11 protein-coding genes are annotated in these 14,842 nt (G+C 74.3%); 8 read left to right on the plus strand and 3 right to left on the minus strand.

All coding sequences use genetic code 11. The annotated features are described in order from the left end of the window. Positions 1-4: 4 nt before the first annotated feature. The 8 genes from ACZ6R9_RS24140 to ACZ6R9_RS24175 all read left to right on the plus strand — a co-directional run bounded on the left by ACZ6R9_RS24140 (position 5) and on the right by ACZ6R9_RS24175 (position 11,402). Positions 5-1,951, plus strand: a complete 1,947-nt coding sequence (locus tag ACZ6R9_RS24140; RefSeq protein ID WP_465540274.1) for an acetyl/propionyl/methylcrotonyl-CoA carboxylase subunit alpha — start codon at positions 5-7, stop codon at positions 1,949-1,951. A 75-nt stretch (positions 1,952-2,026) separates the two neighbouring features. Next, positions 2,027-3,217 (plus strand): acyl-CoA dehydrogenase family protein, encoded by a 1,191-nt coding sequence (locus ACZ6R9_RS24145; protein WP_465540275.1) that lies wholly within the window; start codon positions 2,027-2,029, stop codon positions 3,215-3,217. 88 nt (positions 3,218-3,305) lie between these two features. Then, positions 3,306-4,151: an inositol monophosphatase family protein gene (locus ACZ6R9_RS24150; protein ID WP_465540277.1), complete on the plus strand. Its 846-nt coding sequence runs from the start codon at positions 3,306-3,308 to the stop codon at positions 4,149-4,151. Positions 4,152-4,404: 253 nt separating this feature from the next. Next, positions 4,405-5,982 carry an AMP-binding protein gene (locus ACZ6R9_RS24155; protein WP_465540279.1) on the plus strand — a complete coding sequence of 526 codons (1,578 nt, stop codon included), beginning with the start codon at positions 4,405-4,407 and terminating at the stop codon, positions 5,980-5,982. Positions 5,983-6,034: 52 nt separating this feature from the next. Next, entirely contained in the window at positions 6,035-6,649 is a 615-nt protein-coding gene (locus ACZ6R9_RS24160; RefSeq protein WP_380478664.1) for a TetR/AcrR family transcriptional regulator, read from the plus strand. A gap of 139 nt (positions 6,650-6,788) precedes the next feature. Next, entirely contained in the window at positions 6,789-9,314 is a 2,526-nt protein-coding gene (locus ACZ6R9_RS24165; protein WP_380478662.1) for a SpoIIE family protein phosphatase, read from the plus strand. 111 nt (positions 9,315-9,425) lie between these two features. Beyond that, positions 9,426-9,905: a hypothetical protein gene (locus tag ACZ6R9_RS24170; RefSeq protein WP_380478660.1), complete on the plus strand. Its 480-nt coding sequence runs from the start codon at positions 9,426-9,428 to the stop codon at positions 9,903-9,905. A 96-nt stretch (positions 9,906-10,001) separates the two neighbouring features. After that, positions 10,002-11,402, plus strand: coding sequence for an MFS transporter (locus tag ACZ6R9_RS24175; protein ID WP_380478658.1), 1,401 nt, complete (start codon positions 10,002-10,004; stop codon positions 11,400-11,402). A gap of 206 nt (positions 11,403-11,608) precedes the next feature. On the opposite strand, the gene ACZ6R9_RS24180 is transcribed toward ACZ6R9_RS24175, so the two are convergent. Genes ACZ6R9_RS24180 through ACZ6R9_RS24190 form a run of 3 tightly spaced genes read right to left on the minus strand, consistent with a single transcriptional unit; the run spans position 11,609 to position 14,384 of the window. Further along, a complete protein-coding gene (locus tag ACZ6R9_RS24180) occupies positions 11,609-12,184 on the minus strand; it encodes a hypothetical protein (RefSeq protein ID WP_465540281.1) in 576 nt (191 codons plus the stop codon). Continuing rightward, positions 12,181-13,581: a hypothetical protein gene (locus tag ACZ6R9_RS24185; RefSeq protein WP_465540283.1), complete on the minus strand. Its 1,401-nt coding sequence runs from the start codon at positions 13,579-13,581 to the stop codon at positions 12,181-12,183. Before ACZ6R9_RS24185 ends, ACZ6R9_RS24180 begins: the two co-directional genes overlap by 4 nt. Next, complete coding sequence (locus ACZ6R9_RS24190; protein ID WP_465540284.1) at positions 13,578-14,384, minus strand: ABC transporter ATP-binding protein; 807 nt, start codon at positions 14,382-14,384, stop codon at positions 13,578-13,580. Before ACZ6R9_RS24190 ends, ACZ6R9_RS24185 begins: the two co-directional genes overlap by 4 nt. Between the last annotated feature and the right edge of the window lie 458 nt (positions 14,385-14,842).

The raw sequence follows: 14,842 nt of genomic DNA on the forward strand, positions 1-14,842 counted from the left end.
ACGGATGATCAGCTCTCTGCTGGTGGCCAACCGCGGCGAAATCGCCCGCCGGATCTTCCGCACCTGCCGCACCCTCGGCATCGCCACCGTCGCCGTGTACGCCGACCCGGACGCCGACGCCCGGCACGTCCAGGAGGCCGACACCGCCGTCCGGCTGCCCGGCGCCGCGCCCGCCGACACCTACCTGCGCGCCGACCTGCTGATCCGGGCCGCGCTGGACGCGGGCGCCGACGCCGTCCACCCCGGGTACGGATTCCTCTCCGAGAACGCGGGGTTCGCTCGCGCCGTCCAGGACGCCGGCCTGCTCTGGATCGGCCCGCCACCCGCCGCGATCGCCGCCATGGGCTCCAAGACCGCCGCCAAACGGCTGATGGCCGCCGCCGGCGTCCCCGTGCTGAGCGTCGGGCCCGAGCCCGCCGAGGCCGACCTGCCGCTGCTGGTCAAAGCCGCGGCCGGCGGCGGCGGACGCGGCATGCGAGTGGTGCGCACCCTCGCCGACCTGCCCGAGGCGCTGGCCGCCGCCCGCGCCGAGGCAGCAGCCGCGTTCGGCGACGACGAGGTGTTCTGCGAGCCCTACCTGCCCACCGGCCGCCACCTGGAGGTCCAACTGCTGGCCGACGCGCACGGCACCGTGTGGGCCGTCGGCGACCGCGACTGCTCGCTGCAACGCCGGCACCAGAAGGTCGTCGAGGAAGCCCCCGCGCCCGGCCTCGACCCCGAACTGCGCACCCGCCTGCACTCCGCCGCCACCGCCGCCGCCCGCGCCATCGGCTACCGCGGCGCCGGCACCGCCGAGTTCCTGCTCGCCCCCGACGGGCGACTCGCCTTCCTGGAGATGAACACCCGCCTCCAGGTCGAACACCCCGTCACCGAAGCCGTCACCGGCCTCGACCTGGTCGCCCTCCAACTCGCCGTCGCCGAAGGCGAAAAGCTCCCCGCCGCCGCACCGCCCACTCAGGGCTGCGCGATCGAGGCCCGGCTGTACGCCGAGGACCCGGCCCGCGACTGGCAACCCGCCACCGGCACCGTGCACCTGCTCGAAGTCCCGGGCGTGGACGTCGAGTTCGACACCCGTCCGGCACCCGCCGGACTGCGCCTGGACGCCGGAATCGGCGAGGGAGCGGGCGGCGGCGGCGACCGGATCACCGTCCACTACGACGCGATGCTCGCCAAGGTGATCGCCTGGGCCCCCACCCGCCGCGCCGCCGCCCGCCGCCTCGCCGACGCCCTGGCCCGCACCCGCCTGCACGGCCCGGCCACCAACCGCGACCTGCTGGTCCGCGCGCTTCGCCACCCGGCCTTCCTGGACGGCGCCGTGCACACCGCCTTCCTCGCCGAGCACGCAGACCAACTCCTCGACCAGGACGGCAAATCCGCACCCCTGGCCGCCCTCGCCGCCGCCCTCGCCGACGCCGCCCGCCACCCCGGCGCCGTACCGTCCGGCTGGCGCAACCTGCCCTCCCAGCCGCAGCTCAAGCGCTACCGCACCAGCGACGGCACCGAACTCGACGTCCGCTACCGCCTCACCCGCGACGGCCTGCTCGCCGAGGACCACCCCGAGGTCCAACTCCTCGGCAGCACCGCCGAATCCGTCGATCTCGCGGTCGGCCCGCTGCGCCGCCGCTACCGGATCGCCCGGCACGGCGACCAGGAATTCGTGGACGGCCCGACCGAACACCACACCCTGACCGTGCTCGACCGATTCCCGGACCCCGCGGCCCAGTTGGCCCCCGGAACCCTGCTCGCCCCGATGCCCGGCACGGTCGTGCGGATCGCCGCCGAAGCGGGCGAGACCGTCACCGCCGGCCAGCCGCTGCTCTGGCTGGAGGCGATGAAGATGGAACACCAGGTCACCGCACCGGCCGACGGCGTGCTCGCCGAACTCCCGGTCGCCGTCGGCCGGCAGGTCGAGACCGGCGCCGTGCTCGCGGTGGTCCGGTCCGAGGACTGAATCAACTCCCCTGCAAAACAAGCCGGTTGCGCGATCCCGCGCCGCCCGGCCACCAACGCCCGGAAGGATCCCGCGATGTCCGCACCGCGCACCACCGCAGTGCCCGCCTCCCCGCTGATCGAGTCCGAGGACCGCCGCGCCCTGCGCGAGGCCGTCGCCGCGCTCGGCCGCCGCTACGGGCGCGAGTACTTCCAGCGCAAGGCCCGCGCCAACCAGCCCGTCGAGGAACTCTGGTCGGAGGCCGCCAAGTTGGGCTACCTCGGCGTCAACCTGCCCGCCGAGTACGGCGGCGGAGGCGCCGGCATCGGCGAACTTGCCGTCGTGCTGGAGGAGTTGGGCGCGGCCGGCTGCCCGCTGCTGATGCTGATCGTCTCGCCCGCGATCTGCGGCACCGTGATCGCCCGGTTCGGCACCGAGGAACAGAAGCAGCGCTGGCTGCCCGGACTCGCCGACGGCAGCAAGGTGATGGCGTTCGGCATCACCGAACCCGACGCCGGCTCCAACTCGCACCGGATCGGCACCGTCGCCCGCCGCGACGGCGAGGACTGGCTGCTCAGCGGCCGCAAGGTGTTCATCTCCGGCATCGACCAGGCCGACGCCGTCCTGTTCGTCGGCCGCACCGAGGACGCTCGCACCGGCAAGCTCAAGCCCGCCCTGTTCGTCGTCCCGCGCGACACCCCCGGCTTCGACTACCGCCCCATACCGATGGAACTCACCGCCCCCGAACGGCAGTTCCAGGTCTTCCTGGACGACGTCCGGCTCCCCGCCGACGCCCTGGTCGGCGACGAGGACGCCGGACTGCTGCAACTGTTCGCCGGACTCAACCCCGAGCGGATCATGACCGCCGCCTTCACCCTCGGCATCGCCCGGTACGCCCTCGACACCGCCGTCGACTACGCCCGCACCCGCACCGTCTGGGACCGCCCGATCGGCACCCACCAGGGCATCGCGCACCCGCTCGCCCAGTGCGCCATCGAGGTCGAACTCGCCCGCCTGATGACCCAGAAGGCCGCCCACCTCTACGACGCGGGCGAGGACCTGGCCGCCGGCGAGGCCGCCAACATGGCCAAGTACGCGGCCGGCGAAGCCTCCTGCCGAGCCGTCGACCAGGCCGTGCAGACCCTCGGCGGCAACGGCCTCACCCAGGAGTACGGCCTCGCCTCCCTGATCACCGCCACCCGGGTCGGCCGGATCGCCCCGGTCAGCCGCGAAATGATCCTCAACTACGTTGCCCAGCACACCCTGGGCCTGCCCCGCTCCTACTGACACCCCGCCAGGAGGCCCGGTGCACCGGTGCGCGGACCGGCCCGACAAACCCGCTCCCCGCACCGGCGCCGAAGGTTACGCTCCCGCCATGACGATCACGCCCACGGCCGACGGCCACCCCCAGGACGCCGAACTCGCCCGCCGCGCCGCCGAGGCCGGCGCCGAGGCCGTCCGCGCCCACGCCTGGGCCACCGTCGAGCGGCACCACAAAGGCGGCGGCGACTTCGCCACCGCCGCCGACCTGGCCGCCGAGGGCGCCATCCTCGACCTGCTGCGCGCCGCCCGCCCGGGCGACGCGTTCACCGGCGAGGAGAGCGGCCGCACCGGCGCGGCGGACGCCGACCGGCGGTGGCTGATCGACCCGCTCTGCGGCACGCTCAACTACGCCGTCGGCACCCACCTGGTGGCCGTCAACGTGGCCCTGCGCGAAGGCGGCCGGACGGTCGCCGCCGCCACCGCCGACCCTTACACGGGGGAGACCTACTGGACCGACGGCGAACGGGCGCTCCTGCGCCACGACGGTCACGACACCCCGCTGGCGCCGTCCGCCGAATCCCACCTGGTCGACCTCAACCTCGACCCGCCGTACCCGAACGCCGCCGCGTTCCGCGCCGCACACCTGCTCACCGACCCCGACTTCGAAGCCGCGTTCCGCCCCCGGGTGGTCTCCAGCACGCTGGCCGTCGCCTGGGTCGCCGCCGGCCGGCGCGCCGCCTACGTCACCGACGGGCACCTCGCCGACAGCGTGCACTTCGCCGCCGGCCTGGCGCTGTGCGAAGCGGCCGGCTGCACCGTCACCGACCTTCGCGGCAAGCCCCTGCACAGCGGCGAGGGCGGCCTGCTGGTCGCCGCCGACCCCGACACCCACGCCCGCCTGCTCGACCTGATCGACCGCCAGTACCGTCAGCACCGCCAGCACCGCCAGCACCGCTGACACCGCCAGTACCGTCAACACCGCCAGTAACCGCCGCGCGACCCCACAAGCCCGCCACGCGCCCTGCCCGCGCCCCGCACGACCCGGGCACCCTTGGCCAGCAGCACGCACCGCCACCGAGCACCCGCACCGCCACCCAGCACCCGCACCGCCACCGAGCACCCGCACCACACGAACCACCAGGCACACGAGCAGCACCACCGAACAGGACAGCGCCGCCACCCCGACCCCCGAGCCCGCCCCGGAGGCCCGCATGGTGTTCCACAGCGACTACCCGACCGTCGCCCCGCTCGACCGGCCCATCCACGACGCCGTCCTCGGCGACTGCGCCACCGGCGAGCATGCCGACCGGCCGGCCCTGATCGACGCACTGACCGGACGGACCGTCAGCTACCGCGAACTCGACGCGGGCAGCCGCCGGATCGCCGCCGGGCTGGCCGCGGCCGGCGTCGGCAAGGGCGAGGTGGTGGCGCTGTTCAGCCCGAACACCGTGGCCTACCCGCTGGCGTTCTACGGCACCACCCGCACCGGCGCCACCGTCACCCCGGTCAGCTCGCTCGCCACCGCCGCCGAACTCGCCGGCCAGCTGCGCGACTGCGGGGCCCGCTGGATCATCACCGTCTCCGCGTTCCTGCCGGTCGCCCTGGAGGCCGCCGCCGCCCATCCGGTCGCCGAGATCTTCGTCTGCGACCAGGCCGCCGGCCACCGCTCGCTCGCCGACCTCGCCGCCACCGACGCCCCCGAACCGGCCCCCGAACTCGACCCCGCCACCGACCTCGCCGTGCTCCCGTACTCCAGCGGCACCACCGGCCTGCCCAAGGGCGTGATGCTCACCCACCGCTCGGTCTCCACCAACCTCGCCCAGATCGAGGGGCTGCTGAAGACCGCCCCGGGCGAACGCATCCTCGCCGTCCTCCCCTTCTTCCACATCTACGGCCTGACCGCTCTGCTCAACCGCCCCCTGCGCGCCCGCTGCACCGTCGTCGTGCTGCCCCGCTTCGACCTGGAGCAGTTCCTGACGGCCATCCAGAACCACCGCATCGAAGCGGTGTACGTGGCCCCGCCGATCGCCCTCGCGCTCGCCAAGCACCCGCTGGTGGACCGCTACGACCTGTCCTCCGTCCGCTACGTGCTCAGCGCCGCCGCCCCGCTGGACGCCGGACTCGCCGCCGCCTGCGCCCGCCGCCTCGGCCTGCCGCACCTGCTCCAGGCCTACGGCATGACGGAGCTCTCCCCGGCCACCCACCTCGTCCCGCCGCACGACCCGCACCCGCCCGTCGGCACCGTCGGCCGCCTCGTCCCGGGCACCGAACTGCGGGTGCTGTCCCTCGACGAGCCGCGCCGCGACCTCGGCCCCGGCGAGGACGGCGAACTGCTGTTCCGCGGCCCGCAGCTGATGAAGGGCTACTTCGGCCGCGACTCCGAAACCGCCGCCACCGTGGACGCCGACGGCTGGCTGCACACCGGCGACGTCGGCCACGTGGACGGCAAGGGCTACCTGCACGTGGTCGACCGGGTCAAGGAGCTGATCAAGTACAAGGGCTACCAGGTCGCCCCGGCCGAACTGGAGGCCCTGCTGCTCACCCACCCGTCCATCGCCGACGCCGCGGTGATCGGCGTCACCGACGCCGAGGGCACCGAACGCCCGAAGGCGTACGTGGTGCCCGCGTTCGGGTGCGAACTCGCGGAGCAGGAGGTCATCGAGTACGTGGCCCGCCGGGTCGCCCCGTACAAGAAGGTGCGCGAAGTGGAGTTCCTGGACGCCGTCCCGAAGTCCGCCAGCGGCAAGATCCTCCGCCGCGAACTGCGGGACCGCGCCGCAGGCGGCTGACGGTCTGCGAGGATCGGGACGCCCAGACCACCCAGCCGAGCAGGAGCCGCCGATGACGACCAGCACCCCCGCCGCCCGCGCCCCCCAGCAGGACCGCAGTCGCGCCACCCGCCGCCGGCTGCTGGAGGCGGCGGTGGAGTGCCTGGCCGAGGTCGGCTGGAACGGCTCCACCGTCTCGGCGGTCGCCGAACGGGCCGGCGTCACCCGCGGCGCCGCCCAGCACCACTTCCGCACCCGCGAGGACCTGTTCACCGCCGCCGTCGAACACGTCGCCGCCGAGCGGCTGGCCGCCGTCCTGGCGCACGTCAGCGAGCTTCCGCCGCCGGGGCCCGCGCGCACCGAGGCGGTGGTCGAGATGATCGTCCGGCTCTACACCGGCCCGCTGTTCCGGGCCGCCCTGCACCTGTGGGTGGCCGCCGCCACCGAACAGCCGCTGCGCGAGCGGATCGTCACCCTGGAGAACCACGTCGGCCGCGAGGCGCACCGGGCCGCCGTCGAATGGCTGGGCGCCGACGAGAGCGCCACCGGCGTCCGGGAGACCGTCCAGGCGACGCTGGACCTCGCCCGCGGCCTCGGCCTGGCCAACCTGCTCACCGACGACGGCCCGCGCCGGGTCGGCATCGTCCGCCAGTGGTCGCGCCTGCTGGACGCCGCACTGGCCGGCTGAGCGCCCGGACACCGCCCTGACCGGCCGTGAAACCGGCAGATCACCGTCTTCCCCTTGCCCGGAATGGCCCGGATCGAGGAGACTCTCACCTTCGGTCACGTCGCCCGCACGATCACCAGTCGCAGGCGTGCGACAGGCCGTGCAGTCTGGTGGAAGCCGGAACGACCGGCAGAACCGGGGAAGGTACCGGGCAGGTGGCCAACTGAGCACGCACGGATTCGAACAGACGCCCGGCCGCGACGCGGCGGGTGCCGCCTCCGCGCGCCTGGCCGGGCACCGCCTGGTCCCGCTGGCCACCGCGCTGGTCCAGGAGGACGGCCGCATCCTGCACTGGAGCGAGGAGGCCGAGGCCCTCACCGGCTGGCCCGCCCGCGACGCCCTCGGCGCGCACCCCGCCCAGCTGCTGCTCGCCGACGACGGGGCGGACGCCGGCGAGGAACTGTTCCGCAGACTGCTGGCCGGCCGCGGCTGGTCCGGCACCCACCGGGTCCGCCGCCGGGACGGCTCCACCGTCGAGCTGGAGTTCCACACCTACCCGATAGTGGAGCCCGACGGCCGCACCCTGCTGCTGGCCACCGCCTCCGACCTGCACGCCCTGCACGAGGTGGAGTCCGACCTGGCCGTCTTCGACGGCTTCTTCAACCAGTCGCCGATCGGCCTCGCCGTCTACGACACCGACCTGCGCTTCGTCCGCCTCAACGGGGCGCTCGCCCGGATCAACGGCCTCACCGCCGAGCAGCACCTCGGCCGGCGGATCACCGCCGTGCTGCCCGGCATCAACGCCGCCGAGGTCGAAGCCGTCATGCGGCAGGTGCTGGCCACCGGAAAACCCGTCATAGACGCCCGCTCGCACGGCCGCGTCCCCGCCGACCCGCACCACGACCGGGCCTGGTCGGCGTCCTACTTCCGGCTGGAGGACTCCACCGGCCGGGTGCTCGGCGTCTCCTCCTCGATCATCGACGTCACCGAGCGCTTCCAGGCCGAGGCCCGCGCCGCCCGCGCCCAGGAACGCCTGGCACTGATCGCCTCCGCCAGCGCCCACATCGGCACCACCCTCGACCTGCAGCGCACCGCCGAGGAACTGGTCGAGGCGGTCGTCCCGCGGTTCGCCGACTTCGCCACCGTCGACCTGCTCGAACCGGTGGTGCGCGGCGAGGAACCCGCCCCGATCCAGCCCGGAAAGGCCGTCCAGGTCCGCGCCCTGGCCGTCGGCGAGGCCTACGGCACCAGCCTGACCGGCGCCGCCGACCAGGTCGGCGGCACCACCGAGTACGGCGCCGAACGCACCTACACCCAGTGCATGCGCAGCGGCCGCCCGCTGTACAAACCGCAGGTGGACGAGGAGGTGCTGCGCGGCATCGTGCCCAGCGAGGACCGGGTCGCCCCCGGCATCGCCGCCGGCATCCACTCCTACCTGCTGGTGCCGCTGAGCGCCCGCGGCATGGTGCTCGGCGGCGCCGAGTTCATCCGCACCCGCAACCCCGAGCCGTTCAGCGCCGCCGACGTCTCGCTCGCCGAGGAACTCGTCGCCCGCACCGCCCTCGCCATCGACAACGCGCGCCTCTACCGGCGCGAACGCGAAACCGCCCTCACCCTGCAGCGCAGCCTGCTGCCCCAGGAGATCCACCGCACCCTCGGCCTGGAGATCGCCCACCGCTACCTGCCCTCCAGCGTGGTCAGCGAGGTCGGCGGCGACTGGTTCGACGTGGTCCCACTGTCCTGCGGACGGGTCGCCCTGGTGGTCGGCGACGTGATGGGCCACGGCATCCGGGCCGCCGCCACCATGGGCCAACTGCGCACCGTCGCCCGCACCCTGGCCACCCTCGACCTGTCGCCCGAACAGGTCCTCGCCCGGCTCGACGAGACCGCCTCCGCGATCGGCGACGGCCAGTTCGCCACCTGCGTGTGCGCCGTCTACGACCCCGTCGACCGCAGCGTGGTGATCGCCTCCGCCGGCCACCTCCCGCCGGTGCGCGTCGACCCCGACGGCAGCGCCCACGTGATGCACCTGCCGCCCGGCGTCCCGCTCGGCATCGGCGGCGGCGCCTTCGAATCCACCGAGTTCACCCTGCCGCCCGGCTCGACCTTCGCGCTCTACACCGACGGCCTGGTCGAACGCCGCGGCCGCGACATCGACGAGGGCATCGACCTGCTCGCCCGCACCCTCGCCGCCCCGGGCCGCACCCTGGAGGAGAGCTGCGACGCGGCACTGGCCGCGCTGGTCACCGACGGCACCGAGGACGACATCGCGATGATCATGGCCCGGGCGCTGCCCGTGCCAGCCGACCGGATCGCCACCCTGGTCCTCCCCACCGAAGGCCCGCTGCCCGCCCGTGCCCGCCGCTTCACCCGCGCCACCCTGGACAGCTGGAGCCTGTCCACCCTCACCGACTACGCCGAACTCGTGGTCAGCGAACTCGTCACCAACGCCCTGCTGCACGCCGACGCCCCCCGCCGGCTGCGCCTGTTCCGCGACCGCACCCTCACCCTGGAGGTCTCCGACGCCGGCGGCCAGCCGCCCCGGCTGCGCAGCTCCGCCGAGGAGGACGAGGGCGGCCGCGGCATCCACCTGGTCAGCGAACTCGCCCACCGCTGGGGCACCCGCCCCACCAAGAACGGCAAGGTGGTCTGGGCCGAGATCGAACTGCCCTACCGGCCCGGCTGACCTCCGGGGCGCAAACACGCCGCAGTGACACCCGCTCGGCGGCCACCGCTCGCCCGCCCGGCGGGGCTGACGGACAGTCGGAGAAACCCCCTCCGTCCGGAAGGCCCCGCCGTGCAACTGCGCCTCCCCGCCGCCGTCACCGCCCTCGTCCTCGGCCTGGCCCTCGCGCCCGCCGCCCTCGCACCCGCCGCCCTCGCCGATCAGGACCCCGACACCGAGGACTCGGACGTCGCGACCGTCATCGCGATCACCGGGGTCGGCATCGATCCGAAGGTCCCCAGCCGGGTCCAGGTCGAACTCACCTACACCTGCGCCCCCACCGACGGCCCGCGCTCGCTCAACACCTCCGTCGAGCAGACCGACCCCGAGGATCCCGCCACCATCGCCTTCGGCTCCACCCGCACCTCACCCGCCCAGGTGGAGTGCGACGGAACCGAGCACACCCAGATCGCGGTGGTGCAGTCCAAGACCAGCAACTGGCTGACCGGCGTGGACGCCGTGGTGATCACCACCCTCACCGACCTCGGCGCCACCCCGCCCGCCTTCGCCGACGCCCGGCAGCTGGCCCTCGACCTGCTGCCCGACGCCTGACTTGAGATCATCCGACCGATCGTCAACCCCGGCGCGCCGCCCGCCCGCCACCGCCCGCGCCGCCCAGACTGGACGCCGGACGGAAGGAACACACGTATGGCCCAGCCCACGACCGCCAGCGGCGCGAGCACCGGGGTGCGCCGCTGGCGGGCCCTCGCGGTGTGCCTGGCCGCCGGATTCATGACGCTGCTCGACGTGTCGATCGTCAATGTCGCGCTGCCGTCCGTGCGCACCGGCCTGCACATGTCGGAAGCCGGACTCCAATGGGTGCTGTCCGGCTACTCACTGGCGTTCGGCCTGGTCCTGGTCCCCGCGGGGCGGCTCGGCGACGCGATCGGCCGCCGCCCGGTCTTCCTCACCGGCCTGGCGGCGTTCACCGCCACCAGCGCCCTGGCCGGCGCCGCCCAGAGCGAGGACTGGCTGGTCGCCGCCCGCCTGCTGCAAGGCATGTCCGGCGGACTGCTGGTGCCACAGGTCTCCGGCTTCATCCAGCAACTCTTCCGCGGCGGCGAACGCGCCCGGGCGTTCGGCCTGCTCGGCACCACCATCGGCTTCTCCACCGCCGTCGGCCCGATGCTCGGCGGCCTGCTGATCGCCGCGTTCGGCACCGAGGAAGGCTGGCGCTGGGTCTTCTACGTCAACCTCCCGATCGGCCTCGCCCTGCTCCCCTTCGCCGGCCGCCTGCTGCCCGCCCCCACCCCCGAGACCTGCGCCCGCCGCGACTTCGACCCGGCCGGCGTGCTGCTGCTCGGTACCGGCACCGTCCTGTTGCTGCTCCCGCTGGTCCAGGCCCAGTGGCACGACCCCCGCAAGTGGCTGCTGCTGGCCGGCTCCCTGCTGGTGCTGGCCGCCTTCGCCGGGTGGGAGCTCCGGTACGCCCGCCACCGCGAACCGCTGGTCCACCCCGCGCTGTTCCGCACCCGCTCCTTCACCTCCGGCTCGCTGGTGTCACTGCTGTACTTCGCCGGGTTCACCGCCGTGTTCTTCGTCTTCACGCTGTACCTGCAGGCCGGCCGCGGCTACAGCGCGCTGTACGCGGGCCTGGCCATCACCCCGTTCGCACTGGCCTCCGCGGTCGCCTCCACCGTCGGCGGACGGATCGTGGTCCGCTACGGGCGGCGGCTGATCGCGTTCGGCCTGGCCACCGTCGCCATCGGCCTGGCGTTCGCCGCACTCGCCGTCCACCTCTTCAACGGCCCGTTCGTCGGCTGGGCCACCGCCCTGCCGCTGCTGGTGGCCGGCCTCGGCAGCGGCCTGGTCGTCTCCCCGAACCAGGCCCTCACCCTCAACGAGGTGCCCGTCGCCCGGGCCGGCAGCGCCGGCGGCGTCCTGCAGACCGCCCAACGCATCGGCTCCGCCGCCGGCATCGCCACCGTCGGCGCCACCTTCTTCGGCCACCTGCACACCCCCGCCGACTACCCCGGCGCCTTCCAGCTCAGCCTCGCCGTGGTGATCGCTTTCGTCCTGCTCGCCCTGCTCGCTGCCCTCCGCGACTGAGTGCCGGAGCGGTGCGGGCGCGAGAGGGCGCGAAAACAGGGGCGCGTGGGGGTACCTCCCGGCCCGCCAGGGCTGGGGGAGAACTGCGCGAAGCGGAAGGCACCCCACCGCAAGATCGCGACGCACGACAATGACCTGCACGTGATCGCGACCCTGCGGACGGGCCTTGCGCTTGTCGCGCAGTTCCCTCAGCCCTGGCGGCCGGCCTACCGCCGTGGCCCGGCGCAGCCGTACAGCGTGGTGCCGACCAGTAGCAGCGCCGCCGCCGTCGCGGTGGCCGCCGTGGTGCCTGCGGGCTGGACCAGCCAGAAGGCCACGTGGCCCGGCCGGCCGGCCATCGGCGGGACCAGCATGGTGAGAGCGAGCCAGCCGGTCGGCAGCGTCCACGCGTACGTGGTGCCCCAGCAGGCGGTGCCGAGCGCGGCCAGACCCACCAGGCCCGCACTGTCGCGGACCACCACCGAGGTGGCGGCGAGATGCGGCCCGGCCCCCTGGACGGCCAGCAGGGCCGTCCCTGCGGCGGCGCCGATCAGCAGGACGTGCGCGACGCGGCGCGGCACCCAGCGGATCGCGGCGGTGCGGTCGAGCACCGTGTCCTGCCCGCCGAGGCCGACGATGGCCGCCAGTACGTTCGCGGTCAGCACGAGGGCGGTGGTCCCCCGGTCCTCCGAGCCGTCCGGAGCGCCGTCCACCAGCGCCCACACGGCCAGCGCGACGGCGGTGACGACGGCGGCCGAGAGCAGCACCTGACGCGAACGGGCGTACAGCACCAGCCAGTTCATCGGGCCTCCGATCCGGTCAGGACAGGCAGACGGTGCTTCATCGAGCAGGACAGCGCGGCGTCGTGCAGCGCGGCGATCCGGGCCCGCTGTTCGGCCGGGGGAGCGGCGGTGAACGCCGTCCACACGGTTCGGGCCTCCTCCCAGGCCTGCTGGTCGTACGTGCCGGCGCCCGGAGTCTCCACCGGCACCATGGTGTTATCGCCGAGCGCCCAGCTCGCGGCGATGCTCTGCACGGTGGCGTCCTCGACCGAGCCGCCCTCCCGGCCGGTGCGCGGGTAGCAGGTCGGCACCAGGCCCTGCCCGACCAGGGCGCGGGTGAGGTCCAGCCCGCTCTTCCCGTCGAACTCCCGCTCGTCGAAGTCCACCAGGATCGTTCCGGCGGACACCTGCCGGAGGTCGCCGAGGGCGTGCAGTGTGCTGTCCTCGGTGACCGACTGCGGAGCCCGCTCGCCCAGCACGCCGTGCAGGACCCGCAGTGCCTCGGCGCTGCGCGCCGACAGCTCAGGAAGCCGGGCCCGGTTCAGTGCGGTCACGCACACCGGCCCGTCGCACACCGGCCGCGCCGCCGCCGGATCCACCACGTAGGTGTGGCGCGCGTCGCCGGGCAGTACCGCCAGCGCCAGGGCCGCGCCCGCCAGCACAGGGGCGAGGGCCAGCAGCCGGGCCCGCCGGGACGCGGCGACCAGCAGGGCGAAGCCGGTCGCGGCCAGGCCCAGCAGCCACAGCGTCTGGCCGAGGTGGACCGAACCGGCCAGGGTGAGCAGCGACTCGCGCGGATCGACGGTCACCGGGGAGAGCAGCGCGAGCCGGTTCGGCGTGACGGTGGCACGGGGCGTCGCACCGTCGCCGGTGAACCGCAGCAGGCCCGTCGCCACCAGCGAGAGCACCACCAGCGCGGGCGGAGTCAACACCGACGGCACGGTCCGGGCCACGCCCATGCCGAACACCGCGGCCGCCACCAGGGCGAGCGCCGCCACCAGCGAGATCGGTACCCAGCCCAGCGGCCGGTACCCGGTGTCGCCGAGCGCCACCTGCACCGCGCCCGCCGTCACCACCAGGCCGAACCCGGTCACCAGCACCCCGGCCATCGCCCCGGCGGGCAGCGCGGCGCGCCGCCAGGCCGGCTTCGGCACGGTGCCGAACAGCTCCGCCGTCCCCGAACGCTTGTCGCGCAGGCCGTACAGCGCGCCGACACCGACCGTCAGCGGCAACCAGAACCCCAGCAGCCAGCGCGTCCACATCGCCATCGACGTCCACTGCGCCGTCCAGCCGGCCGTGCCGCGCCACCAGATGCCGTCGATCGCGAACAGGACGGCCAGCGAGCCGCCGAGCACCAGCAGCCCGGCCCACGGCGCGGCCGAGCGACGCAGCTCGGTCCGCAGGACACGTACGTTCACCAGATACCCCCGGGCCGCTCGGTGTGACGGAGCAGCGCCGAGTAGCCGCGCTCCAGCGGGCTGTCGCCCGGGTGTTCGGGGCCGCCCGCGGCGGCCAGGTCCTCCGGGGTGCCCTGGAAGACCAGGCGGCCGTCCGCGAACAGCACCACGTCGGAGCAGGCGGCGGCAACGTCCTCGACGAGGTGGGTGGAGACCACCACGCAGGTGTCCCGGCCGAGTTCCTGCAGCAGTTCGCGAAAACGCAGCCGCTGCGCCGGGTCCAGCCCGGCGGTCGGCTCGTCCAGCAGCAGCAGGTCGGGATCGTTGACGATGGCCTGGGCGATGCCGGCCCGCCGCACCATGCCGCCGGACAGCGTCTTCATCCGGTGATCGGCGCGGTCCGCGAGGCCGACCCGCTCCACCGCCCGCTGGACGGCGCCCGGGATCTCGGCCTTCGGGACCTCCTTCAACCAGGCCATGTACTCGACGAACTCGCGGACGGTGAAGCGCCGGTAGTAGCCGAAGTCCTGCGGCAGGTAGCCGATCCGGCGGCGCAGCGCCCGCAGGTCGGCGCGGCCGGCGGCGGTGCCGAGCAGTTCCAGTTCGCCACCGGCCGGGCGCAGCACGGTGGCCAGCGCCCGGATCAGGGTGGTCTTGCCCGCCCCGTTCGGGCCGAGCAGGCCGTGGGCGCCGGTGCCCAGGCGGAGATCGAGGCCATTGACGGCCATTTTCTTGCGCCCGGCCCGGACGAGCAGGCCCTCGGCCCGGATCTCCCAGGCATGGGTTTTGGGCGCGACGGAGGCCGCGCTGATGGCGCGTGGCATGGGAGTGGTTCCTTCCGATGGGGAGGGGTCAGGTGCGGAGTAGGCGCGTCGGCGGGCGGGCGAGGTGGCGGCGCGCCGAGGGCGAGAAGTGGCGCCCAGTTGGTGGCCCGGAGGGCGGTCAGTGCGGTGGCGGTGTGGCGGGGGTCGTGTTGATGGTGCGTGGCATGGGGGGTGGTCCTTCCGGCGGGGAGGGGTCAGATGTGGGCTGGGCGCGTCGGTGGGCGGGCGCGGTGGTGGCGCCGGGGACGAGCAGTGGCGCTCAGCTGTTGGTGCCGCAGGCGCGAAGGGCGGGCGGCCGGTGGCCCAGGGGGCGGTCAGTGCGGTGGCGGTGTGGCGGGGGTCGTGTTGATGGTGCGTGGCATGGGGGTGGTTCTTTCCGATGGGGAGGGGTCAGGTGTGGAGTAGGCGCGTCGGTGGGCGGGCGCGGTGGTGGCGCCGGGGACGAGGAGTGGCGCCCA

It is taken from the genome of Kitasatospora sp. NPDC048662 (assembly GCF_055587065.1).